At 43.7% G+C, this 24,193-nt stretch carries 25 protein-coding genes; 19 read left to right on the top strand and 6 right to left on the bottom strand.

Features of this window, described 5'->3' with window-relative positions:
- Window positions 1–254 precede the first annotated feature (254 nt).
- Genes ABHC48_RS11120 through ABHC48_RS11105 form a run of 4 tightly spaced genes read right to left on the bottom strand, consistent with a single transcriptional unit; the run spans window position 255 to window position 4,320 of the window.
- The gene (locus ABHC48_RS11120) at window positions 255–1,511 is read right to left on the bottom strand and encodes a DHHW family protein (protein WP_148463142.1); all 1,257 of its coding nucleotides are present in this window, start codon (window positions 1,509–1,511) and stop codon (window positions 255–257) included.
- A gap of 49 nt (window positions 1,512–1,560) precedes the next feature.
- Entirely contained in the window at window positions 1,561–2,949 is a 1,389-nt protein-coding gene (locus tag ABHC48_RS11115; RefSeq protein WP_118583655.1) for an MBOAT family O-acyltransferase, read from the bottom strand.
- 13 nt (window positions 2,950–2,962) lie between these two features.
- Window positions 2,963–3,541, bottom strand: a complete 579-nt coding sequence (locus ABHC48_RS11110; protein ID WP_226840943.1) for a DUF4358 domain-containing protein — start codon at window positions 3,539–3,541, stop codon at window positions 2,963–2,965.
- Entirely contained in the window at window positions 3,538–4,320 is a 783-nt protein-coding gene (locus tag ABHC48_RS11105; protein ID WP_118583657.1) for a GDSL-type esterase/lipase family protein, read from the bottom strand. The genes ABHC48_RS11110 and ABHC48_RS11105 overlap by 4 nt, the downstream gene beginning before the upstream one ends.
- Window positions 4,321–4,551: 231 nt before the next feature.
- On the opposite strand from ABHC48_RS11105, the gene ABHC48_RS11100 reads away from it, so the two are divergent.
- The 7 genes from ABHC48_RS11100 (at window position 4,552) to ABHC48_RS11070 (ending at window position 11,304) form a co-directional block, all read left to right on the top strand.
- Entirely contained in the window at window positions 4,552–5,385 is an 834-nt protein-coding gene (locus tag ABHC48_RS11100) for a DUF308 domain-containing protein (RefSeq protein WP_195699508.1), read from the top strand.
- Window positions 5,373–6,167 (top strand): arginase family protein, encoded by a 795-nt coding sequence (locus tag ABHC48_RS11095; RefSeq protein WP_195699507.1) that lies wholly within the window; start codon window positions 5,373–5,375, stop codon window positions 6,165–6,167. Before ABHC48_RS11100 ends, ABHC48_RS11095 begins: the two co-directional genes overlap by 13 nt.
- 16 nt (window positions 6,168–6,183) lie before the next feature.
- Window positions 6,184–6,942: a prolipoprotein diacylglyceryl transferase gene (locus tag ABHC48_RS11090; protein WP_195699506.1), complete on the top strand. Its 759-nt coding sequence runs from the start codon at window positions 6,184–6,186 to the stop codon at window positions 6,940–6,942.
- 49 nt (window positions 6,943–6,991) lie between these two features.
- Window positions 6,992–8,704, top strand: coding sequence for a S8 family peptidase (locus ABHC48_RS11085; protein ID WP_195699505.1), 1,713 nt, complete (start codon window positions 6,992–6,994; stop codon window positions 8,702–8,704).
- A 155-nt stretch (window positions 8,705–8,859) separates the two neighbouring features.
- The gene (locus ABHC48_RS11080; RefSeq protein ID WP_173715676.1) at window positions 8,860–9,162 is read left to right on the top strand and encodes an STAS domain-containing protein; all 303 of its coding nucleotides are present in this window, start codon (window positions 8,860–8,862) and stop codon (window positions 9,160–9,162) included.
- A 197-nt stretch (window positions 9,163–9,359) separates the two neighbouring features.
- On the top strand, window positions 9,360–9,770 hold the full coding sequence (locus ABHC48_RS11075) for an ATP-binding protein (protein WP_118583666.1): 411 nt from the start codon (window positions 9,360–9,362) through the stop codon (window positions 9,768–9,770).
- 145 nt (window positions 9,771–9,915) lie between these two features.
- Window positions 9,916–11,304, top strand: a complete 1,389-nt coding sequence (locus ABHC48_RS11070) for a nucleobase:cation symporter-2 family protein (protein WP_195699504.1) — start codon at window positions 9,916–9,918, stop codon at window positions 11,302–11,304.
- A 266-nt stretch (window positions 11,305–11,570) separates the two neighbouring features.
- Here ABHC48_RS11070 and ABHC48_RS11065 read toward each other — a convergent pair whose 3' ends face one another.
- Window positions 11,571–12,800 carry a 6-phosphofructokinase gene (locus ABHC48_RS11065; protein ID WP_195380046.1) on the bottom strand — a complete coding sequence of 410 codons (1,230 nt, stop codon included), beginning with the start codon at window positions 12,798–12,800 and terminating at the stop codon, window positions 11,571–11,573.
- 141 nt (window positions 12,801–12,941) lie between these two features.
- Between ABHC48_RS11065 and ABHC48_RS11060 the strand changes: the two genes are divergently transcribed.
- The 9 genes from ABHC48_RS11060 to rpsR all read left to right on the top strand — a co-directional run bounded on the left by ABHC48_RS11060 (window position 12,942) and on the right by rpsR (window position 19,813).
- Window positions 12,942–13,385, top strand: coding sequence for a hypothetical protein (locus ABHC48_RS11060; RefSeq protein WP_243284505.1), 444 nt, complete (start codon window positions 12,942–12,944; stop codon window positions 13,383–13,385).
- Between the two features lie 100 nt (window positions 13,386–13,485).
- Window positions 13,486–14,781, top strand: coding sequence for a VWA-like domain-containing protein (locus ABHC48_RS11055; RefSeq protein ID WP_195699503.1), 1,296 nt, complete (start codon window positions 13,486–13,488; stop codon window positions 14,779–14,781).
- Window positions 14,778–16,298 (top strand): AAA family ATPase, encoded by a 1,521-nt coding sequence (locus ABHC48_RS11050; RefSeq protein WP_195699502.1) that lies wholly within the window; start codon window positions 14,778–14,780, stop codon window positions 16,296–16,298. The genes ABHC48_RS11055 and ABHC48_RS11050 overlap by 4 nt, the downstream gene beginning before the upstream one ends.
- A 297-nt stretch (window positions 16,299–16,595) precedes the next feature.
- Window positions 16,596–17,462 carry a class B sortase gene (gene srtB / locus ABHC48_RS11045; protein ID WP_195699501.1) on the top strand — a complete coding sequence of 289 codons (867 nt, stop codon included), beginning with the start codon at window positions 16,596–16,598 and terminating at the stop codon, window positions 17,460–17,462.
- Between the two features lie 139 nt (window positions 17,463–17,601).
- Window positions 17,602–18,330 (top strand): NAD-dependent protein deacylase, encoded by a 729-nt coding sequence (locus ABHC48_RS11040; RefSeq protein WP_118583678.1) that lies wholly within the window; start codon window positions 17,602–17,604, stop codon window positions 18,328–18,330.
- A gap of 55 nt (window positions 18,331–18,385) precedes the next feature.
- Window positions 18,386–18,580 carry a DUF951 domain-containing protein gene (locus ABHC48_RS11035; protein WP_173715669.1) on the top strand — a complete coding sequence of 65 codons (195 nt, stop codon included), beginning with the start codon at window positions 18,386–18,388 and terminating at the stop codon, window positions 18,578–18,580.
- Between the two features lie 109 nt (window positions 18,581–18,689).
- On the top strand, window positions 18,690–18,977 hold the full coding sequence (gene rpsF / locus ABHC48_RS11030) for a 30S ribosomal protein S6 (protein ID WP_117851485.1): 288 nt from the start codon (window positions 18,690–18,692) through the stop codon (window positions 18,975–18,977).
- A 74-nt stretch (window positions 18,978–19,051) separates the two neighbouring features.
- On the top strand, window positions 19,052–19,504 hold the full coding sequence (locus ABHC48_RS11025) for a single-stranded DNA-binding protein (RefSeq protein ID WP_118583680.1): 453 nt from the start codon (window positions 19,052–19,054) through the stop codon (window positions 19,502–19,504).
- A 42-nt stretch (window positions 19,505–19,546) separates the two neighbouring features.
- A complete protein-coding gene (rpsR, locus tag ABHC48_RS11020; RefSeq protein ID WP_118583682.1) occupies window positions 19,547–19,813 on the top strand; it encodes a 30S ribosomal protein S18 in 267 nt (88 codons plus the stop codon).
- A 41-nt stretch (window positions 19,814–19,854) separates the two neighbouring features.
- Here rpsR and ABHC48_RS11015 read toward each other — a convergent pair whose 3' ends face one another.
- A complete protein-coding gene (locus tag ABHC48_RS11015; protein ID WP_334285687.1) occupies window positions 19,855–20,013 on the bottom strand; it encodes a DUF6783 domain-containing protein in 159 nt (52 codons plus the stop codon).
- Window positions 20,014–20,131: 118 nt separating this feature from the next.
- Here ABHC48_RS11015 and ABHC48_RS11010 point away from each other — a divergent pair, with 118 nt between their 5' ends.
- The 3 genes from ABHC48_RS11010 to dnaB all read left to right on the top strand — a co-directional run bounded on the left by ABHC48_RS11010 (window position 20,132) and on the right by dnaB (window position 24,025).
- The gene (locus ABHC48_RS11010; protein ID WP_118583686.1) at window positions 20,132–22,186 is read left to right on the top strand and encodes a DHH family phosphoesterase; all 2,055 of its coding nucleotides are present in this window, start codon (window positions 20,132–20,134) and stop codon (window positions 22,184–22,186) included.
- Entirely contained in the window at window positions 22,183–22,632 is a 450-nt protein-coding gene (rplI, locus tag ABHC48_RS11005; protein WP_118583688.1) for a 50S ribosomal protein L9, read from the top strand. The genes ABHC48_RS11010 and rplI overlap by 4 nt, the downstream gene beginning before the upstream one ends.
- A gap of 64 nt (window positions 22,633–22,696) precedes the next feature.
- Window positions 22,697–24,025, top strand: a complete 1,329-nt coding sequence (gene dnaB, locus ABHC48_RS11000; protein ID WP_118583698.1) for a replicative DNA helicase — start codon at window positions 22,697–22,699, stop codon at window positions 24,023–24,025.
- Window positions 24,026–24,193: the final 168 nt, after the last annotated feature.

The raw sequence follows: 24,193 nt of genomic DNA, 5'->3' as shown, positions 1-24,193 counted from the left end.
GCCGCAGGCGGAGAATCCTGCTTGCAGGATTCTGTTTTATTGGGATTTCTGCGAACTGCGTTCCAAAAAACACTTTGCAGAAAATAGCTGCTTAATAAAGTAATTATAGCGAATTTGCATGAGTTGTACAATGAAATTTGGAAAAAAAATCCTCCTGCCTGTCTGGCAGAAGGAAATAAGACTAAAGTATGTCTGAAAAATCATTCCCACAAATTGTGACGCATATCTTGCAGAAAGCCTTTTTCAGATACGCTTTAAGCTTCTGGATTGTCAGCAGAAGCGTTGTCAGAAGAAGCAGAAGCAGTATCTGTGTTATCCGTTTCAATGCTGTCAGGTGTGGAATCTGTACTGCTCTGAGGCATAAGTGCAAGCTCCAGGGAAGTATCTGAATAGAATGTATTTGCATTATACAGATAAAGTACTTCCTGAATTTCCTCTACCTGCATCAGTTCTTCCAGATCGTCATAGAAATAACGAGGGTCTACCATAACAATCTTGCGGTAGTAAGGCGCCAGGAAAGGGATCAGGCTGTTTGCGTAGGAGTCTTTGATCACAAGTAAGGTACGGTTTTCCTCTGTAGGAGTGGTGATCACAACCTTGCCATGGTTTCCGTTAAAGAACATGGCGTATTTGTCTCTGGTTTCCAGCTTGCTGGTATCGTAAAAGCTGGCTGTTTTTTTCTGTTCGTCTACATAATTTACAACAGAGGAAGGAACCGAGTCATCTCTTGGAAGAAAGACATCCATTTCTTCTTTCTCAGAAGCACGGAAACCGCTTTTGGCAGAAAGGGTTCCCTGGAAGCTCATGGAAACCGGGAGCTTGTCGTAGGAGATGGAAGAAGAATCGATTCCAAGTACCTTTGCAAGCTGCATATAAGCAAAGTAAGCTCCCTGAGTAGTCCAGTGATGGTCTGTGTGGTAATAAATTCCGTCATCCTTGTGCTGGGAAAGGGTGTCACGCACATCCACGAAAGTGACACCTGCCTTTTCAAGAGCAGCGGCAGTTGCGTCCAGATAAGGATTCTGGTCAGTGGCAGCAGCCAGGGCAGGGAGCTTATCTGAAAGGATATTCACGGCATTTGGCGCGATCAGCGCATACTGGGGAAGATCAGAATGCCTTGCTGCAAAATCTGTCATAGCGTTTACAGTACGGTTCAGACGCTCCTGGGAGGGCGCTGTAAAATCCTCCATCAGGTAACCGTTTTTGCCAAGAAAAACACCGTTTTCTTCCGTATTTCCAAGGATACGCTGGGCTGTGGCGCGCAGTGTGATCCACCAGTCACGAAGGAAAAACTGGTCATTTACATAGGTTTCATAACCATCCGCAAATTTGCCGGATGTGAGCTGTGAAACGCTGATGGCCGGACGGGAGGCCAGCACACGGTTTTCCTTCTGGGAAAAGCCCCGGTCCGGAACTAAAAAATTGATTATCAGTACTGCCAGGATGAAGATTCCGAAAAGGCATCCGGTCAGGTGACAAAAATAGCGGTATCCGTTTGGTTTCTTTTTCATGGGTCCTCCAATTAATATGGTACCAGTTCAGGGCTTTTTCAAATTTACTCTAGAACTGCTGATACATAAATGGTGTGTAGGAACTGTAGATCATATACGCAATACAGAGGAAAAACAGGATTGCGTTTATCACTGCGGCAAGGTAAGTATTGCGTCTTGCAAGGCGCTTGAAATACTGGTAAAGCCCCGGACGGCAGCTGATCACGGAAATGATCATCAGGATCAGTCCGGATTTCAGTGCATACAGGGAGGCGCGGTCTGCGAAGCAGGAAGCTCCCAATCCAAACATGGCTCCCAGCATTTTTCCTATGGCTGCAGGTGTGGTCTGGCTGAAAAATACCCAGCCGATGATCACGGCAAACATGGTATATAAATTGCGAAGCCAGACGGGTGCTTTCTCAAGAAAACGTCCAAGAAGGAATTTCTCTGCCAGAAGAAGGAGACCGTAGTAAACACCCCAGAACACAAAGTTCCAGCTGGCGCCATGCCAGAGACCGGTGAGTGCCCATACCACAAGGATGTTGCGGATGTGTCGGCCTGTGGAAACACGGTTGCCTCCCAGTGGGATGTAGATGTAATCACGGAACCAGCTTCCGAGAGAAATATGCCAGCGGCGCCAGAATTCAGAGACGCTGGTGGAGATGTAAGGATAATCAAAGTTCTTGTTGAAATTGAACCCCAGCATTTGTCCAAGACCGATGGCCATATCGGAATATCCGCTGAAATCGAAATACAGCTCCAGTGTATATGCGCCAATGGCAAGCCAGGTTCCCACAAAGGAGGTAGTACCGGAAGCCTGAAGGGTGGTGTACAGAGCAGAAAGATTGTCTGCAAGGAGAACCTTCTTGGAAAGACCCTTGATAAATAGCTCTGCACCTGCACCGAGGCGCGTTGTGTTTATACTGCGGCGGCTGATGGATTCCGAAATGTCAGTATACCGGACAATGGGTCCGGCAGTCATGTGCGGAAACATGGTGCTGTATACGGCATATGGAAAAAATCCTTTACAGGGTTCTGTTTTTCCCATATAGATGTCCAGGATGTAGGACAGGTTCTTAAAGGTATAGAAAGAAAGTCCGATGGGCAATGCAAGCTGCGGATAAGTAAGCTTCAGTCCTGTGATACCGCTGATGGTATCAAGAAAAAATCCCCAGTATTTGAAAAATCCCAGGATCAGAAGGTTGATCACTACTGCGAAAATAAGGTTTCGCTTGCGGGATGGATCTTCATCGGTAATTTTCCCAAGCTCTTTGCCCATGTAATAATTGAAAAAGCTGGAAAACAGCATAAGAACCAGATAAGTAGGATCTCCCCATGCATAAAAGAAAAGGCTCCCTGCGAAAAGTACCGGATTACGGGCCCTGGCCGGCACGAAATAGTAGATCAGCAGAAATATGGGAAGAAAACAAAATATAAAAATTACACTGTTAAATACCATAACGTCAATTCTCCTATATCATGGATAATAAAGCCTGGCGAAGTTCCTGGGCGTTTTCACCGCAGAAATACCAGACATAGGCACCGCGCTTTTCTACAGAAGCTTCTCCGAGAAGTGCCATCTGATCAGTTCCATAGCCTTCGAAAATGTTCTTCTGACTTTCAAGATGAGCCTGAGCTGCTTCTAAATAGGCGCTTGCCTCAGAAGAAGAATTAGCCTTAACTACCAGAACTTCGTCTACAGACATCGGGGAGGCTGCTTTACGGAAAAAGTAGCTGTCTATGTCATTCTCATCTATCTGATAAAAACGGCGAAGACCGGAAACCCCTGGCTCACTAAGGTCCGTTACACCGGAAACCTGTTCAAGGGCAGCAGATATTTTGTCCATGGATACGTCTGCTGCGTAGTCGGATACATAGAGGCGTCCCAGATAGACAACCAGGAAAATTACCATGACGGATTTTAAGATAAGGGAACCGGTAAGCTTGAAATCAGAAAGGATGCTGGTTCCCTGATGTTTATTTTTCTTCAGATTGCCGCTCAGTTTGCCAGAAAAATCTGAGAGGATATTTCGTTTGGTATTCAGCTTCATACGAGACCTGCCCTTTCTGCCATATAAGTAAGCCATTTGGGGTAGTAATTGTAAACCATATGCTCACCATCCGGCTCATACATGCTTTCGTCTACAAGGAATGTATCGTCTATAAAAGTGCATCCCATTTCGTCACAAAAGTCCCTGAGTGCCTGATTAAAGCTGTCATAATAAGCAAGAGCAGGATTTTGGTCAATGGCGCTTTGCTGGATGGGAAGAATGCTGTTGATGTAAATGGCAGTATCAGGAAGTGCGTTCTGGATCTGTTTCACTTTCACACGGTAGGCGTCAATAAAAGCAGAGGAATCACCATTGTAAATTTCCAGGTCATTTGCTCCAAAGGACAGGAAAAATACGCTTGGATTCAGACTGATGGCGGTATTGATCTGGTCATCTGCATCGTCAATACGAAGTCCCAGCTTGGCAACTACAATACTGGTGTCAAGAAAACCATATTCTGCAATTGATTCTGTAATAGAGTCTCCTACAATAACAGTTCCCTGAAATGCCTGTTTAATTTGTACATCTGTGAGAATATCGCCAAGAACACCCTCCTCTGAGTCCGATCCGGTGGGCTTTTCTTTCTCGGAAAGTGCACGGATCGCATCCTCTATACTGGAGATATCGGCTGTTTCAAGCTTCTGAAGACGTTCAACTGTTTCCTGACATTGTTTGTCAGTATTGCCTGAACGAGAGCAAAAAAAAGCTACCCCTGCAGCCAGCACTACGACAGCTGGGATAACGGCAAGAATGGTTTTGTTGTTTTTTATATTTTTCAAAATTTAATTCTCCGATAAAAAATTAGATATAATGGAACTGTTCCCTGTATGAACAGTTACGACATAATTCATTTTCCTTCGACATTCATTATAATACCACAGGGAAAAACTTCAAGTATAAAAATGGATTTTTTATATAGGAAATTATACTCTTTTTCCGGCTTTTTGTGGACGAATTTCACGAAAAGGTTTATACTGTCCAAAAAGAACCGGAGGATAACAGGAGGTTAAATGATGGAAGAGAAGAAAAGCAAAATTTTAAGAGGACAGATTCCAACATCTGTATTTTATATTCTTTTTGGACTGTGTCTGGCATTGATGCCTGTAGAAACGGTGAATGTTCTGTGCAAGGTGGTATTTGGGCTGGTTCTGATCGGGGCCGGTGTTTATCACATTCTGATCTTTGTTCTGGAAAAGGATAATTCTACTATATTGGATCTTTTTTCCGGTGTGATCGTGTTGGTGATCGGTATCTTTTTGTTTATGAATCCAACTGTGGTTGTGAAACTGCTGACTCTTATGCTGGGAGCTTTTATTCTGGTGGACAGCATCTGGATGATGCGCGGCAGTATGAAACTGAAGAAGCGCGGGCAGGGCGTTTGGAAGGCATTTCTGGTTGAAAGTCTGATTTTTATAGGACTTGGAGTGTTGATCCTTGTAAATCCATTTTCTGAAATCAGGATGACCGTGCAGATTTCAGGATGTATTTTTGTGGCGAACGGGGTGCTGGATATTATTTTTTATCTGATTCTGAAACACGGGCTGAAAAAAGAGATTCAGGATGGATCAGCTGGTGATGGAAAGAAAGAGGATAAAGTGACAGATGTTGATGTGGCTGTGAAAGATGCTGAAACACCGGACTCAGGTTTTGAACCTGCGAAGAAGGTTGACACGGAGACAGTCGAATCTGGTGCTGAAAATACAGGTGCTCAGGAAGAGCAGACAGATCAGGAAGAGCAGACCAATCAGGAAGAGCAGACCAATCAGGAAGAGCAGGCGGATCAGGAAGAACAGGCAAGTCAGAAGCCGGAAGAAGAGGAAATTCTGGAGGAATGGAAGGATTGAAGAGGAACGTTGTGATCATGGATTTTTCTGGAATTTACCAGAATGAGCAGTTCTATGAGGGAGAGCAGATTTCCTGGATAGACCTGAGTGATATTTCAGGAACCAACTGCTATTGCGATGGAGATGCCCAGGCGCAGATTCTGGAACGAATGGAAAAATATCCGGTTTCTGGAATTTATTTTATGGATTCCGGAAATTATCATTATATGAGCAGAATCGGGACCGGGCGGGTGAAAGAGCCCTTCAACCTGCTGGTATTTGACAATCATACAGACATGCAGCTTCCTGCTTTCGGAGGGCTTTTGTCCTGCGGGGGCTGGATTGCAAGTACATTGGAAGAGGTAGAAAAGCTTCAGGAGGTCTGGCTGATTGGGCCGGATGAGGAAGCGTACGGGCAGGTGGAAGAACCCTTTAAGGACAGAGTGCATTTTTTATCCAGGGAGAGGCTGGCTGAGGCAAGGTCGCATATGGCTGAGAAAAAAGGTTCTGAGGAAGAATTGATCAGAAGCTTGGAAATTCCTGCAAATATACCGCTGTATGTCTCTATTGATAAGGATGTGCTCTGCCCGGAGGAAGCAGCCACTACCTGGAGCCAGGGGGATATGACTTTAGAAGAGATGCTGAAAGTACTTCTGGCATTGTGCTCTCATTTTGAAAAAGAGAATGGAAAAATCCTGCAGGTGGATATCTGCGGGGAATGTGATCCGGATAAGAGTATGGAAAGTCCTAAAAATGATCATGCAAACAAGGAACTTTTAAGGTTCTGGAAAAAATGGTTTTGAGTGGAGAGAATAATTTATGAAAAATGAACTTCTGCGGATTGGTCCATTTACGGTCTATGGGTACGGACTGATGATCGCCATTGGAATTCTGGCAGCTTATTTTACCGGAGAATACAGGGCAAAAAAGCGGAAACTGCCCTATGAACACGTTTTTTATCTGGTGGTATGGTGCGTAGTGGGAGGATTCCTGGGCGCCAAGATCCTGTATTGGATTACAGAATGGAAAAGTATCCTGGAAAATCCTGGGTTTCTGAGTGCTACTCTGACCGATGGCTTTGTGGTATTTGGTGGAATTGTTGGTGGAATTTTCACGGCGTATGTATATTGCAGGGTAAAAAAACTGAATTTTCTGAAGTTTTTTGATACGTTAATGCCTTCTGTAGCACTTGCACAGGGATTTGGAAGAATTGGGTGTCTGCTGGCAGGATGCTGTTACGGAAAAGAAACGTCAGGTGCTTTTTCTATTACGTTTCATACGTCTGCATTTGCACCAAATGGGGTGGCGCTGGTTCCTACGCAGATTTATTCCAGTATTCTTGACTTTCTTCATTATGGTTTGTTACTCCTGATTTTGAGAAGCCAGAAAAAAGATGGAGAGACAGCGGCGGCATATCTGATTTTTTATAGTGCAGGAAGATTTGTGCTGGAGTTTTTCCGCGGAGATCTGGCAAGAGGAAGTGTGGGAGTACTTTCTACGTCGCAGTTTATTTCGGTCTTTACATTTTTTGCAGGAATTGTGCTGCTGGTACAGAGAAGACACGCTCCAAGTCATTGAAATGAAAAATAAAGCATATTCTTAAATGAAAAAGCTTTAAGGGGCAGTTATGGGAAATAAAGACGCGGGCAATTTGAGTATGCAGGAGTCAGTTTCACCGGCACAGAACGAGATGTATGCGGATTTTATTGTAAAATATATGGACGATTTTCAGGAAGACCTGGGCGATGTCCCAGGTTTTAGTTTTCAGAAAATAAACGGGATTTACGGGGTAGTTTATGCACCCTTGACAGAAATTGGAAGGTGGAATATCAATACGTATTCCTACAGTTCTATTCCAAAATGTTATACGCATATGGATCTTGGAGGCCTTAGTGCTTCCGGAATTACCCGGCTTCAGGAACAGCCCTACCTTCAGCTGAAAGGAAGCGGAACAGCTGTTGCGGTTGTGGATTCCGGAATTGACTATCGGAATCCGGTTTTTCAGAACGAAATGGGCAGCAGAATCCTCTGTATCTGGGACCAGACCTTACAGGGAGACGGGAAGGAAGTACCTTATGGTCGTGTCTTCTGGAAAAAGGATATTGATCAGGCACTGGCTTCCGGAAATCCTCTTGAAATTGTGCCCTCTGTGGATACGGATGGCCATGGAACCAGAATGGCTGCTATAGCAGCTGGAAATTATTTTCCTGAGGAGAATTTTTCTGGAGCTGCACCAGAAGCTATGCTGATCATTGTGAAAGTGAAGCCTGCGAAAAAATATCTTCGGGAGTTTTATCTTTTCCCTGCAGAAGCGGAGATTTTCCAGGAAAATGACATTATGATGGGAATGGATTTTGCAGTGCGAATTGCGAATGACAGAAGAATGCCTCTTTCTCTGTGCCTTGGAATTGGCAGCAGCCAGGGAGCACATATCGGGAAAAATCCACTGAGTCTTTATGTGGATTATATTTCCCAGTATTCGCTGATTTCAGTTTCTGTTGCAGCTGGAAATGAGGGAGCGGCAAGACATCATTACGCAGGCCGCCTTACAGAGAGAGAAAACCAGGCATTGGCGGAGCTTCGAGTTGGAAACAAGGAGCCAGGATTTACCATGGAATTCTGGGGCGAGCCGCCAGAAATTTATAATCTTTCTTTGCAGTCTCCTACAGGGGAAATTCTGGATATCAGCGCTTCACTGGGGGCGGTGACGCAGGAATTATCTTTTGTCTTTGTGGAAACAAGGGTGAAGGTAAATTATGTTTCTATTGAGAGGCAGACCGGATATACGCTGGTATATTTTCAATTTATCCAGCCGGTACCTGGAATCTGGCGTATTTTTGTTAGAGGAAGAGATGGGCAGAATGTAGGATTTCATATGTGGCTGCCGGTTCAGGGGCTGATTTCGGAGGAAACCTATTTTCTGGAACCATCGCCTTATAATACAGTGACGGCACCTGGAGATTCACTGGAGAGTATTACCGTGACTGCTTACCAGTATCGTGACAACAGCCTGTATGTCCAGGCAAGCAGAGGCTTTATGCCAGATGGAAATGTAGTTCCACAGGTAGCAGCCCCAGGTGTCCAGATCCGGGTACCCCTGTTAAACGGTCCTTACGGAAATGCCTCCGGCACCAGCCTTTCTGCCGCTCAGACTGCCGGTGCGGCTGCACTTTTGTTCGAATGGGCGGTGATACGTGGGAATCAACCCTATTTTACCGGCTCGAGCGTGAAAAATTATATTACACGAGGGGCGGAGCGTGAAGAACGGATGCAGTATCCCAATCGGGACTGGGGATTCGGGAGAATGGATCTTTATCATACATTTGAGTTATTGGCGTGATAAAAATCCTTGATAAAACTTGACACAAAATATTGATTCTTTGTATAATAAACCCATAAAATACGGTGAAAACCTTACGAAGAATGTTTTATCAGAGTAATTGATAGACATAAGAGAAAAGCTGTGAAAATAATCCGATTTAAAAGGAGAAGAATATGAGCCTGAAGATTGAAAAGAAAAATGAAGGAACAAAAGATACTGTAATGCTGTCAGGAAGACTGGACACAACCACAGCTCCTGAATTGGATGTTTTTGCAGAGAAGGAACTGGCAGATACACAGGAACTGGTGCTTGACTTTGCAGATCTTGAGTACATTTCATCTGCTGGTCTGCGTGTGCTTTTGAAATTGCAGAAGGTTATGAATAAAAAAGGAAGTATGAAACTGATCCATGTGGGAGATGTTGTAAAGGAAGTCTTTGAGATTACAGGGTTTACGGATATTTTAACAATAGAGTGACACGCGCTGCAGGTCTGGCAGGTTTTAGGAGTGGTCAGAGAACTTACCATGTGAGGAACCGGTTCAGCGCGCATTTAATAAAGGAATTCTGTATTTTGTGCAGGATTCTTTTTTACATAGTGCAGGAAAAAAGGTATGGTTACCAGGCGGGATGGCAACAGAAGCCTTGGTAGCGTATGGGAAAGGAGCTGTGAAATTTGAAAAGTATTACAGTGGAAGCAAAGATAGAGAATGTGGATAAAGTTACGGAATTTGTAAATGAAGTGTTGGAAGAAAAGGAATGTCCGTTGAAGGTTCAGATGCAGCTGGATGTTGCCATAGATGAGATATTTGGAAATATTGCTTATTATGCTTATGGGAAGGGCAGCGGAAATGCCACAATACAAATTGAAATGGAAGATAATCCGCCGAAAATCACATTGATTTTCATAGACCAGGGAATCCCTTATAATCCACTGGAAAACAAAGATCCGGACATTACACTGGACATTGAAGACAGAGAAATTGGCGGACTTGGAATTTTCCTGGTGAAGAAAACCATGGATGAGCTTTCTTATGAATATGTTGACGGACAGAATATTTTAACCATGAAAAAAGAACTGGCATAAGATAAAAAAACGAAACAGATAAATGTTTACAAAAAAAGGATGACTTTTTTGTGAATATTATATCCAAATATTTTGAGCTAACCTAATTGTTTTTGTACGCCTTATTTGGTATACTGTATAAAACAAAAGAAAGCAGGAAAATATTATGAAGAGAGGCAGTATTTTTGAAACGGATGGTATCCCGCGGATACAGGAAGCCCTTCCTCTTGCGTTGCAGCATGTTGTTGCAATGATCGTGGGATGTGTCACCCCTGCCATTATTGTGGCAGGCGCAGCAGGGCTTGAGAATAAGGATCAGGTCATTCTTATTCAGGCAGCTCTGGTAGTTGCTGCGTTGTCTACCTTGCTCCAGCTTTTTCCCATTGGGAAGAAGTACAGGATTGGTTCAGGACTTCCCATCATTATGGGTGTCAGCTTCGCATATGTACCAAGTATGCAGGCCATTGCGGACGGGTACGGAATCGACACCATTTTGGGAGCCCAGATTGTAGGCGGTGTTGCTGCCGTTATCATGGGAATTATGGTAAAAAAGATCAGGGTATTTTTTCCACCTCTGATCACAGGAACAGTGGTATTTACCATCGGACTTTCCCTGTATCCCACTGCGATCAACTACATGGCTGGTGGAACCTCTAATCCGGATTATGGCTCCTGGCAGAACTGGCTGGTGGCTTTCTTTACCCTTGCAGTGGTAACGGTCCTGAACCACTTTGGAAAAGGAATCTGGAAGCTTTCTTCTATTCTGATTGGTATGCTGGCCGGATATGTGGTATCCATTCCATTCGGAATGGTGGATCTTTCAAGCGTGGGTAAGGCAAGTGTGTTCCAGGTACCACAGCCGTTGCACTTCGGAGTGCATTTTGAGATTTCTGCATGTGTAGCCATCGGACTGCTTTTTGCAATTAACTCGATTCAGGCAATTGGTGACTACTCTGCGACTACCATCGGTGCTATGAACCGGACTCCCAAGGATTCAGAGCTTCAGGGTGGTATTGTAGCTTATGGTATTACCAATATTCTTGGAGCCCTGTTCGGAGGACTTCCAACTGCAACATACAGCCAGAACGTTGGTATTGTTACCACGACCAAGGTTATCAACCGCTGGGTTCTGGGACTGGCAGCTGCGTTCCTTGGAATTGCCGGATTTGTGCCGAAATTTTCAGCACTTCTGACCACGATTCCCCAGTGCGTATTGGGTGGTGCCACAGTTTCCGTATTTGCATCTATTGCTATGACAGGTATGAAGCTGGTGGCTTCTGCAGAGATGGATTACCGTAATTCCTCCATTGTAGGTCTGGCTGCAGCACTTGGTGTGGGCGTTTCCCAGGCAAATGCAGCACTTGCCACACTTCCTGCATGGGTGACTACCATTTTCGGGAAATCTCCGGTTGTGCTGGCAACGATCATAGCAGTCTGTCTGAACCTGATCCTGCCCAAGTCAAGGGATGAGGAGAAAGAAGAGAAAATTTATGACAGCCAGGTTCAGGAGAAACTGGAAGAAGATCATAAGATGTTTGGAAATGATCAGGAATAAGGCAGAAGAAATCATGGATTTTTGCTGATTGTGTGAAAAATAAAAAAAGTAAGAACTCCTTTGTTCTGTAAGATCAGTTAGAGCCTTTTTTAAACACGCTCTAACTGATCTTATAGAGAAAGGAGTTCTTTTCTTTTTCGTGAGCCACAAGAAAAACATGTAGAATATGTTTCGCCCTGTTTAAATCATGATACCGTATAGGGAGATTCTCTGCAGGGTTTGAACTCAGAACGGCGAGGTTATTTTGTTACTGTCCACTGGTAACGTTATTTTCTGTATACGCAGACCGGAAGTCCGTCTTCGCCCATAGGCAGTTCTACATTTCCCTGAATCAGCGGACGTGCATAATGGATGAAATCCTCTGTCACGTCAGAACCGTCCTGGCTGATCCAGGAAAGGGGAACGGTTTTCTCCTCATTACAGATTTCATTGACATCCTCAAGTCCACATCTCATCTGGTAAACGCCCTTAGAGGTCTCCTGACGGATGAAAGATACCATTTTCCCAGTTTCGCCTTTCAGCGCAGCCTGAACGCCGAAAATACCGGCTGTAATGGCCTCCTGGCGATCCGTGTCAGAGAGCATGGAGGCACTGCAGCGCTGGCTTACATTCAGTTCAATGGAGCGGGCTTTCACGCCAAGTCGGCTTCGCACCAGGTTTTCCAGATATTTGCCGCAGCCTGCCAGCATTTTATGACCAAAAGTATCGGTGCCTACAGAATTGTCATATTCGCAGATAAAAGTTCCCTTATTATCATGAATGCCTTCGGAAACGCAGACAACAACATTACAGTTTTTTTCGAAGCAGGCTTCTGTTTTTTTCAAAAATTCTTCTGTATCGAAGGCTGTTTCAGGAAGATAAATAAGAAGCGGGTTATCGCCGGTATATTTGCGGGCGAGAGCGCTGGCTGCTGTGAGCCATCCGGCATGACGTCCCATGATTTCTACGATGGTCACGGATTTTTTCTCATAAACATTGGCATCCAGGGTGATTTCACGAACTGTGGAAGCCACATATCTGGCAGCACTGCCGAAGCCAGGAGTGTGGTCAGTATGCACAAGATCATTGTCAATGGTCTTCGGCTCTCCGATAATGCGGATGTCACTGCCAATCATGGCTGCGTAGCGGGAAAGCTTGCTCACAGTATCCATGGAATCGTTGCCGCCGATGTAGAAAAACCAGCCGATATTCATCTCCTCAAATTTGCGGAAAAGCTCTGGGTATACCGGATCTTCCAGAGATTCCGGAAGCTTATAGCGGCAGGAACCCAGGTAAGCGCCTGGGGTGTAGGTAAGATATTTCAGCTTTTCCCCGGGAAGTGCTTCTTCAAAGTCAAGGATGGTGCCCTTCAGAAATCCTTCAATACCGTTTATCATGCCGTAAACATGTCCGATTTCTTCCTGTTTTATGCCCTCAGAAACTACACCATAAAGGCTGCTGTTGATAACTGCAGTAGGTCCGCCGGATTGTCCGACGATCAAGTTCTTTTTTTCCATTTTAATGAAACCTCCTGTTGTTCTTAGCGCCTGTTTGAAAAAGGTTTGCTGCAAAATATACCGCAAATTGTGACGCACATCTTGCTGGAATGATTTTTCAAAAACACGCTTTGGTATTTTTATTATAACAGGAGAGAGCGTATGTGGCAAATGAGAAAAATACGATTGTGGGAAAAGGCAGGATGGATTATAATAAGAAGCAGGGAAACTGCAAGAAAGCTGGGATTATATATGGAAGAAGAGCGTGATATGCGGTATGAAAAATTCCAGACAACAGGACAGGAGCGGATTCGGCTTGCCTGCGCTTTGGAAGGATTTTTTTTAACAAATGAGTGCGAAGAAGAGAAAAAAACTGCCTATGGCCAGTATCTGAAGCGAAGAATCCGTCCTGCTATGGAAGCTTTGATCCGGGAAGAGAACGTGGGAAAAATGGAGCTCTTGGAGAGTTTTGGCTGGTTTGGAGCAGAAGAACTGGAGAATTTTATCTGTACTGCCAGAAGAGAGCGAAAGCTGGAGAGCCTGGTGTGGCTGATGAGGTTAAAGGATCAGAAATACGGATATAAAGAGAAAAAATTTGACCTTTAGCAGGAAAGAAAGCGAAACTATGCAGGACAATAAAGAAAGAAAAATGTCTGAAAATACAGGCAGTTTCATAAAGAAAAAAAGGCAATACCAGGAAATGGGAATGAAAATCCTGCATACCTGCAGGAGTGAAATCTGTGCAAGATTTCCATTTTTTTCTTATGCATCAGCAGCCCTTTCGGCGGTTGTGGAGACAAAAATGTTTCCGAACAGCATGGAAAATGAGAACTCTTCGCAGTCCTGGATCCATGGAATTGGAACTGACGGTGAGAGGATAATAGCAGACCCTGTATTCCTGATCTATATCTGGGCAGAGAAGCCGGAAAGGCTGAAAAGAGGCTGCCTGCACATGTTGTTTCACTGTCTTTATCAGCATCCTTTTTCTGACAAAAAGATGGAAGCAAGATTGTGGAATGTGGCCTGTGATCTGGCTGTGGAGCTTCTGATCTGGAAGAATATTCCGGAAAATTTATGGCAATATTCGTCAGAAGAACTGCAAAAAAGAAGACAGATTTTTGAATTTTTTAAAGGCAGAAATTGCTCTGCTCAGGTACTTTATCAGCTTCTGAAACAGGAAAAATTCCCGTTTAATATTGAAGAGCTGGAATCTCTTTTTTCCTTTGATGATCATTCCCTATGGAGTGTAAATCCATGGAAAAGGGAACAAAAACGGAGCAGGTGGGAAAAGATTCTTACATATACCACTCTTGGAAGGGAGCGGCAGAAGCATCGGATCGGAGCAAGTTCTGGAAGTAAAGAAGAGGAATTGGAGGAACTGTACAAAAGCCGATATGATTATCGGAAATTTCTCCGAAAATTTGCTTTTCCAAGGGAAGAAATCCAATTGGATGAGGATAGCTTTGATTATATTTTTTATAATTTTGGAATGGAGCAGTATGGAAATCTGCCGCTGATCGAGCCGTTGGAATACAAAGAAGTGAATCGTCTGGAGGAATTGGTGATCGCCATTGATACCTCTGGTTCCTGTTCCAAGGAGCTGGTCCGGAGATTCCTTGGAGAGACTTACCAGATCCTCAGCACCCGGGAGAATTTTTTTAAGAAAATGAAAGTATATATTGTCCAATGTGACTGTTGTATTCAGTGGTACCAGGTGATCCATTCAGAGGAAGAATGGAAAGAATATATGCAGAAGATAACCATACAGGGACGGGGCGGAACCGATTTCAGGCCTGTTTTTGAACTGATCAGAAAGGAACAGGAGAAGCGGGAATTGCAGAATCTGAAGGCTTTGATCTACTTTACTGACGGAGATGGGATTTATCCGAGACAGAAACCGGATTATGAAACGGCCTTTGTATTTGTGAAAAAGACGGAAAATATGAAACTTGTGCCGGACTGGGCTTATAAACTGGTTATCGGCGAAAGGATAAAAATATGAATATCAAAGACGCAAAAAATGAGATTATCCATACCCTTGCTGCTTATCTGAAAAAGGACGGGAATGGAGTTTATACCTATCCTTTGGTACGGCAGCGCCCAATCCTTCTGATCGGTCCGCCGGGAATCGGAAAAACTGCTGTTATGGAGCAGGTTGCAGCCGAATGCAGAGTGGGCCTTGTGGCTTACACCATCACGCATCATACTCGTCAGAGTGCAGTGGGACTTCCAAAAATTGTGACCAGGAATTACGGTGGTACGGAAATTGATATAACAGAATACACCATGAGTGAAATTATTGCTTCTGTGTATGAGTACATGGAACAAACGGGAAAAAAGGAGGGAATCCTTTTTATAGATGAGATCAATTGCGTGTCAGAGACGTTGACCCCGGCTATGCTGCAGTTTTTGCAGAACAAGACCTTTGGAACCCATAAGGTGCCGCAGGGATGGATTATTGTAGCTGCTGGCAATCCGCCTGCATACAACAAATCGGTCCGGGAATTTGACATTGTTACGCTGGATCGTGTAAGAAAGATTTCCATACAGGCAGATACAGATGTATGGCTGGAATATGCGGGGGAAAAGGGCATACATGGCGCAATTTTGTCCTATCTTTCCCTTAAAAAAGAGAATTTTTATATGGTGGAAAATACAGTAGATGGCAAGTTTTTTGTGACTGCCAGAGGTTGGGAGGACCTTTCCGAAATCCTGAAAAGTTATGAGGAACTGCAGGTGGAAATCGGAGAGGAACTGATTGGGGAATTCCTTCAAAAAGAGGAAATTGCAAGAGATTTTGCCGGTTATTACAGACTGTATGAGAAGTATAAATCTGATTATCAGATACAGGAAATTCTTGATGGAAATGTAACTACCGGGCAGCTAAAGACTTGTTGCGATATGGGAAAAAAAGCATCTTTTGAAGAACGCTTTACTGTAACCGAAATGCTTCTTGAAGCTGTGACAGAAAGAATTTCAGTCTTTCAGAAAACAGATGAAAAGATAGAAAAACTATACGAAAATCTTAAATTGCTGAAGATTTTTTTGCAGGAAAAGAACAGCGTAGAAGCTATGGAACAGTTTGTTGCTTCCAGAAGAAAAGCACTAGATGCGAAAATCTGTTCAGAGCTTCTGACAGCAGAAGAAGCTGCCAGGGAAGAGGAACAGATCAGAATTCTGGAAGAGTATTTTTTCCAGTTGAAAGAGCTGCATATTTCTGACGTGGCAGAAGGAATAGAACAAATCGGCGAAAGGTTTGGCAATGTTTGCAGATTACGAAACGAGAAACTTGAGGAAACGAAGAAGATGCTGGAACAAGCCTTTTCTTTTCTGGAAGAATGCTTTGGGGAAGGGCAGGAATTGCTGTTGTTTGAGACTGGCCTGACAGGAGATGACAGATGCAGTATTTTCATCTCTCAGTATGGCTGTCCTTCTTATTTTAAACATTGTGAACTTTTGCTTTACAGCAAAAAAGAAAATGAGATGCGAAAAGAGTGCAGGGATTTGCTGGAAGAATAAGTGAAGAATGTAGGAATTACTGATGCAGAAGGTATGGCGTGTATAATAATCTGATCGCGAAATCATGCTTTGCATGATCTCGCGCCGCAATTCTCGGGTTTTCTGTGAACTTTGTTCACAAAAAACACCTCGCGGAATGTTACCGGTGAACAGGAACTGTTGCTGTTCACTGGTAATATATCCTGAGACAGAGGTTGCAGGAAAATTTTATAGCCTATATAATATAGAGAGACTTTAAAAGTTTTATATATGCGAAACTTCAGATTATGTGAATGATATTGGTAGAAGGAGGTTGCCATGAGCGAAGATAAGAAACCCAAAAAGAAGAAAAAAGCAGGAGATATATTTCTCACAATTGTACTGATTGCTGCAATCTGTATATTTTGCTACGCGGCATACAATCTTTATCACATTTATACAGAGTATAAGAAAGGCTCAGATGAGTATAATGCGATTGCCAAGATGGCGGTGACAGAGCGTGATCCGGATCAGGACAGTACCAGTGAAAGTGAGGAAGCAGCAGGACCAGACGGACCGTCTCTGAAGGCCCCGCTGGATATTGATTTTGATTCTCTTCGAAGCATTAATACAGATGTGATCGGCTGGATCTATGTGGAGGCACTTGATGGTGTCAGCTATCCGGTGGTAAAGGGAACTGACAATGACCAGTATCTTCATCTGACATATGAGAAGAATTATAATTTTGCCGGAACTATTTTCATTGATTATGAGAATAAGGCAGATTTCAGTGACTGCAATACGCTGGTATATGGTCACAATATGAAGAACGGGACTATGTTTGGACAGCTGAAGAATTTCAGTAAGGATGATTCTGCTTACAATAAGAGCAAATATTTCTGGATCTTTACCCCGGAGAAGACTTACCGGTATGAGATTATTTCTGCGTATACCACAGCGGTAAACAGTGATACATATACACTGTTTAAGGGACCTGGACAGGAGTTTGTGGATTATATGAATAAAATAGTCTCCTATTCTGATGTTAAGACTACACCAGGTGAGTTGGGCGTAGACGACAAGATCGTTACCCTTTCCACATGTACCGGTAATGAGTCTACCCGTTATGTGGTTCAGGGAAAAAGAGTGGATACTTTGGATGTTGTGAAGAAATCAGACAGCACGAAGCAGACAGGTGATAATTAGAATCGGATCTTCTTGAAAAAAGCATGCAGACCTGTAAACGGCCGGGAAATTTCTGCAGGGCTGCAGAGGGATTTTGAGAGAGATATCGGAAAGCATATTACTGAAAAATGTGTACCGTATAATGATTGGAGGAATGGACATGAGTAAGGAAGTGGAAAGGCTTCAGGAGCTGATCGACCAGTACGATAATATTGTATTTTTCGGAGGAGCAGGAGTTTCTACGGAGAGCGGGATCCCGGATTTTCGAAGCCAGGACGGACTTTATAATCAGAAGTATGATTATCCGCCGGAAACTATTTTAAGTCATACCTTTTTCATGGGTCATCCTGAGGAATTTTATCGTTTTTATCAGGACAAGATGCTATGCGATACAGCGAAGCCGAATGCAGCTCATCTGAAGCTGGCAGAGCTGGAAGAAGCCGGAAAGCTGAAAGCAGTTATCACCCAGAATATTGATAATCTGCATCAGATGGCAGGCAGTAAACATGTACTGGAGCTTCACGGAAGTGTATACCGGAATTACTGTATGAGATGCGGAAAATCCTATGACTTTAAATATATGAAAGCAGCGGAAGGGGTTCCAAGGTGCTCCTGCGGTGGAATTATCAAGCCGGATGTGGTTCTTTATGAAGAAGGACTGAATGACCGCACTATCAATGAGTCTGTGCGTGCCATTTCCCAGGCGCAGGTTCTTATTATAGGAGGGACGTCCCTGGCTGTTTATCCTGCGGCAGGATTGATCGATTACTTTTCCGGAGAACATCTGGTAGTGATCAACAAGTCCCCGACACCAAGAGATCGGTATGCAGATCTTTTGATCAAGGAGCCTATCGGACAGGTGTTTTCCCAGATAAAAGTAAAAAAATAGTGTGCTGAAAAAGGTTCTAAAGCAGAAATGAAGCAGGTAAATAAGGAGTTTATATATGGCAGCAGTTGTTTATGAAGTTGGAGATATTGTTACATTGAAGAAGGGTCATCCATGCGGCAGCAAAGAATGGGAAATCTTAAGAGTAGGTGCAGATTTTCGCCTGAAATGTATGGGCTGTGGACACCAGATCATGGTACCGCGGAAGATGGTGGAGAAAAACACAAAAAATCTTCAAAAAAAGGAAAAATAATGCTTTACAGCCTGAAAAAAGTATGTTAGAATCAAAAATCGTGATATATAAAATATCCTTGCTCTTTGACAGGCAAAGGGCCAACAGACCATAAGGAGGTAAGACAAGCATGAACAAGTACGAGTTAGCATTAGTTGTTAGCGCAAAAGTTGAAGACGAAGTACGTGATGCAGTAGTTGAGAAAGCTAAAGGATACATCACTCGTTACAATGGCGTTATCACAGACGTTGAAGAATGGGGTAAGAAGAAATTAGCTTACGAGATTCAGAAAATGCATGAAGGCTTCTACTACTTTATTCAGTTTGAGGCAGACGCACAGTGTCCGGCAGAAGTAGAAAGACATGTACGTATCATGGACAACGTATTAAGATACTTAGTTGTCAGAAAAGACGCATAATCTTTTTGCATAATCGGATTTAGAAAGCACCATTAAGAGCCCGTTCACTTAGTATATTAAGAGAGGTAAGAAGAATGAACAAAGTAATTTTAATGGGACGCTTAACAAGAGATCCTGAGGTAAGATATTCCGCAGGAGAGAATGCACTGGCAATTGCCAGATACACATTAGCGGTAGACAGAAGATTCCGTCGCGACGGAGAAGCAAGTGCTGATTTCATTCAGTGTGTTTCTTTTGGACGTACGGCAGAGTTTGCTGAGAAGTATTTCCGTCAGGGACTGAAGATTGCCGTTACAGGTCGTATTCAGACCGGAAGCTATACCAACCGTGATGGACAGAAGGTTTACACTACAGAGGTTGTTGTGGAAGATCAGGAGTTTGCTGAGAGCAAGGCTTCCAGCGACAGTTATGCTGCTTCCCATCCGCGCACAAGTGCACCGGAGGCATCTATGCCGAACCCGGGAACCGCTGCAGAGGGCTTTATGAACATTCCGGATGGCATTGACGAGGAATTGCCATTTAACTAGAGCTTAGCTCTTAGAACTGAATAAAACAGGAGGAAAACCAACATGGCTTACAATAATAGAAGCGAAAGACCAGATTCTCCAATGAAGAGAAGAGGCGGCCGCAGAAGAAAAAAAGTTTGCGTATTCTGTGGTAAAGAGAATAACGAGATCGATTACAAGGATGTAGCAAAATTAAGAAAATATGTTTCCGAGAGAGGAAAAATCCTTCCTAGAAGAATCACAGGAAACTGCGCGAAACATCAGAGAGCTCTGACTGTTGCTGTTAAGAGAGCACGTCATCTTGCTATGATGCCATACATCCAGGACTAATTTGGAAGTGTTTACCGCCATCCGGAAGGATGGCGGTTTTTCTATCTAGAGCGTGTTTGAAAAACCATTTCCGCAATCTGCACGCCCCACTTTGCGGTATATTTCACCCGAATTCGGTTGCCGTAGCCCACTACGGCGCCCTCATCCGGGCAAAATCTCCCACAAATTGTGACGCACATCTTGCAGAAAGCCTTTTTCAAACACGCTCTAATCTTCTATGGAAAAATCCTCAGAAATCTGTTATACTATCTGGCAAAGGCGTATTTTGCCTGTCACTATGTAAAAGGTACCTGAAGATTTGTAAGTGAGGATAAACTTATGAATAAAAAACTGAAATTCAAGGGATCCATGAAGCAGTTCATGAGGTGGCCACTGTATCTGACCATTCTTCTTATATGGCTGGATATTCTTATTTTTATGGTAAGTGTGAAAGCAGGAATTCTTGCTACACTTGGAATTGTGGTATATATTGTGGCAGCACTTCTGCTTACCCGCTTTCACAGGCCGCTGATTCTCAATGATCTGATTGCGTTTGCCAATCAGTATGAATCTCTTGAGAAGCGTCTTCTGGATGATCTGGCTCTTCCCTATGCCATTATGGACACCAATGGAAGAATGATCTGGTCCAACAAGGTATTTGCAGAGCTTACCGGGAAAGAACAGCTGTATAACAAGCACATTACCACTATTTTTCCGGAGATCACACCGGATAAACTTCCTGTACCTGAGAAACAGGAGATCACAGAGATGAGCACCAACTTTGGTGACAGGATCTATCGTGTTTCCATGCAGCTGGTTACTATGAAAGATGTGGTAAATGAAGCCCGTATTCTGGAAAATGTGGATGCAGACATTAATCTTGTGGCAATGTTTTTCTATGATGAGACAGAGCTTCAGGAATATATTCAGAAGAATGAGGATGATAAGCTGGTAGTTGCTCTGGCATATCTGGACAATTATGAAGAAGCTCTGGAAGGTGTGGAAGAAGTCAGAAGATCCCTTCTGATCGCACTGATCGACAGGAAAATCACCAAGTATTTTTCCAATTTTGACGGACTTGTACGCAAGCTGGAGCGGGATAAATACTTCCTGATCATGCGTCAGAGTTCCCTGGAAGCATTGAAAGAACAGCGTTTTCATATTCTGGATGAAGTTAAGACGGTCAATATTGGTAATGAAATGGCAGTCACCCTAAGTATCGGTATTGGTCTGAACGGCGCAAACTATCTGCAGAATTATGAATATTGCCGTATTGCCATTGAGATGGCTCTTGGACGCGGCGGTGACCAGGTAGTAATTAAGAATGGAGATTCCATCGCCTATTTTGGCGGAAAATCCCAGCAGGTGGAGAAAAATACCCGCGTAAAGGCCCGAGTGAAGGCACAGGCGCTGAAAGAGTTTATGAGCACCAAGGATCGTGTTGTGGTTATGGGACATAAGATCACAGACGTAGATGCCCTTGGGGCTGCAATCGGTATTTATCGCGCAGGAAAGACCCTTGGCAAGCCGGTCCATATTGTAGTAAATGATCCGACCACATCCATCCGTCCGTTGATGGCGGGGTATATCAATAATCCGGATTATGAGCCTTCCATGTTTGTAGATTGTGCCCAGGCAAAGGATCTTGTGGATAATAATACAGTTGTGGTTGTGGTGGACACAAACAAACCAAGTTATACAGAGTGTCAGGATCTTCTTTATCTGACCAGGACGATCGTGGTGCTGGATCATCACAGAAGAGGCAGTGAAGTGATACAGAACGCAGTACTTTCCTATGTGGAGCCATATGCATCCTCCACATGTGAGATGGTTGCCGAGATCCTTCAGTATTTTGACGAGGATCTGCGTCTTCGCAGCCTGGAGGCGGATTGTCTGTATGCAGGTATGGTAATTGATACCAATAATTTTACTACACGCTCCGGCGTGCGTACTTTCGAAGCAGCTGCTTATCTTCGGAGAAATGGCGCAGATATTACAAGAGTCCGCAAAATGCTTCGGGATAACATTGATGCATATAAGGCAAGAGCGGAAGTTGTCCGCACTGCCCAGATTTACAGAAATTGTTTTGCAATAGGAAGATGCCCCAGCGAGGGGTTGGAAAGTCCTACAGTAGTAGGAGCCCAGGCCGCAAATGAGCTTCTGAATATTGCAGGTGTGAAGGCTTCTTTTGTTCTTACTCCATATAATAATGAGGTGTATGTAAGTGCCCGTGCCATTGATGAGGTCAATGTGCAGGTTATGATGGAGAGAATGGGCGGCGGAGGTCATCTGAACATTGCCGGAGCCCAGGTGAAGGCTACGGAAGATGAGACAGAGAAAATGATCAAAGATATTATAGATCAGTTATACCAGGAAGGAGAATTCAAAGAATGAAAGTAATTTTACTGGAAGATGTAAAAGCCCTTGGAAAAAAGGGAGAGATTGTAAACGTCAGTGACGGATATGCAAGAAACATGATCCTGCCGAAGAAGCTTGGACTTGAGGCAACTCCAAAGAACTTAAATGATCTGAAGCTTCAGAAGGCAAATGAAGAGAAAGTTGCCCAGGAGAATTTAGAAGCTGCCAGAGCTTTTGCCAAGAATCTTGAAGATAAAGAGGTTATTCTTACTCTTAAAGTGGGAGAGGGCGGAAGAACATTTGGCTCTGTTTCCACAAAAGAAATTTCAGAAGCTGCCAAGAAACAGCTGAATCTCGATATAGAGAAAAAGAAACTGGTACTTCCAAACCCGATCCGCAATCTTGGCGTAACAAATGTACCGGTTAAGCTTCATCCTAAGGTAACCGGAAGCCTGAAAGTATGGGTAAAGGAAGAGGCATAAGGGCTACTGTGAAGAAGTGTAAACAGTAATGCATAAAGCTGCAGGAGAGGATGTTTTTTACGAAATGGAAGAAGCATTGATCAAGAGGATACTTCCTCACAGCATTGAAGCGGAACAGTCCGTTATTGGTTCCATGATCCTGGACCGTGATGCCATTCTGGTAGCATCAGAGATTCTTACAAGTGATGACTTTTACCAGAGCCAGTATGGTATTATTTTTGATGCCATGGTGGAGTTATGTAATGAAGGAAAGCCGGTGGATCTGATCACTCTTCAGAACCGTCTGAAAGAGAAGGAACTTCCACCAGATATCAGCAGTATGGAATATGTAAGAGATCTGATTTCTGCAGTTCCCACTTCTGCCAACGTAAAGTATTATGCCAATATTGTCAGCGAAAAGGCTGTCCTTCGAAGACTGATCAAAGTGAATGAGGAAGTGGAAAATGCCTGCTATATGGAGAAAGAAGGCACACAAATGATCCTGGAGGAAGCGGAGAAGAAATTGTTTAATGTTCTTCAGAGACGCTCCAGTGATGAGTTTGTGCCTATCCAGCAGGTGGTTTTGAATGCGGTGAACAATATTGAGAAAGCTTCCAAGATGAAGGGAACGGTAACTGGTATTCCTACCGGTTTCGTGGATCTGGATTACAAGACCTCCGGAATGCATGCTTCAGACCTGGTGCTGATCGCAGCCCGTCCGTCTATGGGAAAAACTGCTTTCGTTCTTAATATTGCCCAGTATATGGCATTTCGTAAGGATGTTACGGTAGCGATATTCAGTCTGGAGATGTCCAAGGAGCAGCTTGTAAACCGTCTCCTTGCCATGGAATCTCATGTGGATTCCCAGAATATGAGAACTGGTAATCTGAAAGACGAGGATTGGACCAAGCTGGTGGAGGGTGCAGATATTATCGGACGCTCTAATCTTATTATTGATGATACCCCCGGTATTTCCATTTCCGAGCTGCGTTCCAAGTGCCGAAAATACAAATTAGAGCACAATCTTGGAATTATTATGATTGATTATCTTCAGCTGATGAGTGGAAGCGGACATTCTGATTCCAGACAGCAGGAAATTTCCGATATTTCACGTTCCCTGAAAGCACTTGCCCGTGAGATCAGCGTTCCGGTCATTGCACTTTCACAGCTCAGTCGAGCTGTAGAGCAGCGCCCGGACCACAGACCTATGCTTTCTGACCTGCGAGAGTCGGGAGCTATTGAGCAGGATGCTGATATGGTAATGTTTATCTACCGTGATGATTATTATCATAAGGATACGGAGAAAAAGGGAATTGCTGAGATCATTATAGCGAAACAGAGAAACGGCCCTATTGGTACCGTTGAGCTGGTATGGCTGCCTCAGTATACACAGTTTGTAAATATGAAAAAATAAGGAAATGCTGATTGATTATGGTATTTCTTCGAAAAGGCCGGCATGTTATGTCGACCTTTTTTTCTTGCATTTGAAAGACCTTTTGTTATAATAAAAACAGTGAATTATGCTATTGTCCATACGGATGCTGTCTGGCAGCCAGACCGATTTGTTTTGTGGACAGCAACA

Source organism: Ruminococcus sp. 1001136sp1 (assembly GCF_039841815.1).
Classification (GTDB): domain Bacteria; phylum Bacillota; class Clostridia; order Lachnospirales; family Lachnospiraceae; genus Blautia_A; species Blautia_A faecis.
The sequence above is the reverse complement of the archived record's forward strand: the minus strand, read 5'-3'. Positions and strand labels throughout refer to the sequence as shown.

What these genes read in the sequence shown, in the direction of transcription:
- ABHC48_RS11040 (WP_118583678.1), top strand. Translation starts at nt 17,602, where the DNA reads ATGAGTAAGGAAGTGGAAAGGCTTCAGGAGCTGATCGACCAGTACGAT.
- ABHC48_RS11060 (WP_243284505.1), top strand. Translation starts at nt 12,942, where the DNA reads ATGTGGCAAATGAGAAAAATACGATTGTGGGAAAAGGCAGGATGGATT.
- ABHC48_RS11120 (WP_148463142.1), bottom strand. Translation starts at nt 1,511, where the DNA reads ATGAAAAAGAAACCAAACGGATACCGCTATTTTTGTCACCTGACCGGA.
- ABHC48_RS11035 (WP_173715669.1), top strand. Translation starts at nt 18,386, where the DNA reads ATGGCAGCAGTTGTTTATGAAGTTGGAGATATTGTTACATTGAAGAAG.
- ABHC48_RS11050 (WP_195699502.1), top strand. Translation starts at nt 14,778, where the DNA reads ATGAATATCAAAGACGCAAAAAATGAGATTATCCATACCCTTGCTGCT.
- ABHC48_RS11085 (WP_195699505.1), top strand. Translation starts at nt 6,992, where the DNA reads ATGGGAAATAAAGACGCGGGCAATTTGAGTATGCAGGAGTCAGTTTCA.
- ABHC48_RS11115 (WP_118583655.1), bottom strand. Translation starts at nt 2,949, where the DNA reads ATGGTATTTAACAGTGTAATTTTTATATTTTGTTTTCTTCCCATATTT.
- ABHC48_RS11080 (WP_173715676.1), top strand. Translation starts at nt 8,860, where the DNA reads ATGAGCCTGAAGATTGAAAAGAAAAATGAAGGAACAAAAGATACTGTA.
- ABHC48_RS11065 (WP_195380046.1), bottom strand. Translation starts at nt 12,800, where the DNA reads ATGGAAAAAAAGAACTTGATCGTCGGACAATCCGGCGGACCTACTGCA.
- rpsF (WP_117851485.1), top strand. Translation starts at nt 18,690, where the DNA reads ATGAACAAGTACGAGTTAGCATTAGTTGTTAGCGCAAAAGTTGAAGAC.
- ABHC48_RS11070 (WP_195699504.1), top strand. Translation starts at nt 9,916, where the DNA reads ATGAAGAGAGGCAGTATTTTTGAAACGGATGGTATCCCGCGGATACAG.
- rpsR (WP_118583682.1), top strand. Translation starts at nt 19,547, where the DNA reads ATGGCTTACAATAATAGAAGCGAAAGACCAGATTCTCCAATGAAGAGA.
- ABHC48_RS11110 (WP_226840943.1), bottom strand. Translation starts at nt 3,541, where the DNA reads ATGAAGCTGAATACCAAACGAAATATCCTCTCAGATTTTTCTGGCAAA.
- dnaB (WP_118583698.1), top strand. Translation starts at nt 22,697, where the DNA reads ATGGAAGAAGCATTGATCAAGAGGATACTTCCTCACAGCATTGAAGCG.
- ABHC48_RS11090 (WP_195699506.1), top strand. Translation starts at nt 6,184, where the DNA reads ATGAAAAATGAACTTCTGCGGATTGGTCCATTTACGGTCTATGGGTAC.
- srtB (WP_195699501.1), top strand. Translation starts at nt 16,596, where the DNA reads ATGAGCGAAGATAAGAAACCCAAAAAGAAGAAAAAAGCAGGAGATATA.
- ABHC48_RS11055 (WP_195699503.1), top strand. Translation starts at nt 13,486, where the DNA reads ATGAAAATCCTGCATACCTGCAGGAGTGAAATCTGTGCAAGATTTCCA.
- ABHC48_RS11095 (WP_195699507.1), top strand. Translation starts at nt 5,373, where the DNA reads ATGGAAGGATTGAAGAGGAACGTTGTGATCATGGATTTTTCTGGAATT.
- rplI (WP_118583688.1), top strand. Translation starts at nt 22,183, where the DNA reads ATGAAAGTAATTTTACTGGAAGATGTAAAAGCCCTTGGAAAAAAGGGA.
- ABHC48_RS11010 (WP_118583686.1), top strand. Translation starts at nt 20,132, where the DNA reads ATGAATAAAAAACTGAAATTCAAGGGATCCATGAAGCAGTTCATGAGG.
- ABHC48_RS11100 (WP_195699508.1), top strand. Translation starts at nt 4,552, where the DNA reads ATGATGGAAGAGAAGAAAAGCAAAATTTTAAGAGGACAGATTCCAACA.
- ABHC48_RS11025 (WP_118583680.1), top strand. Translation starts at nt 19,052, where the DNA reads ATGAACAAAGTAATTTTAATGGGACGCTTAACAAGAGATCCTGAGGTA.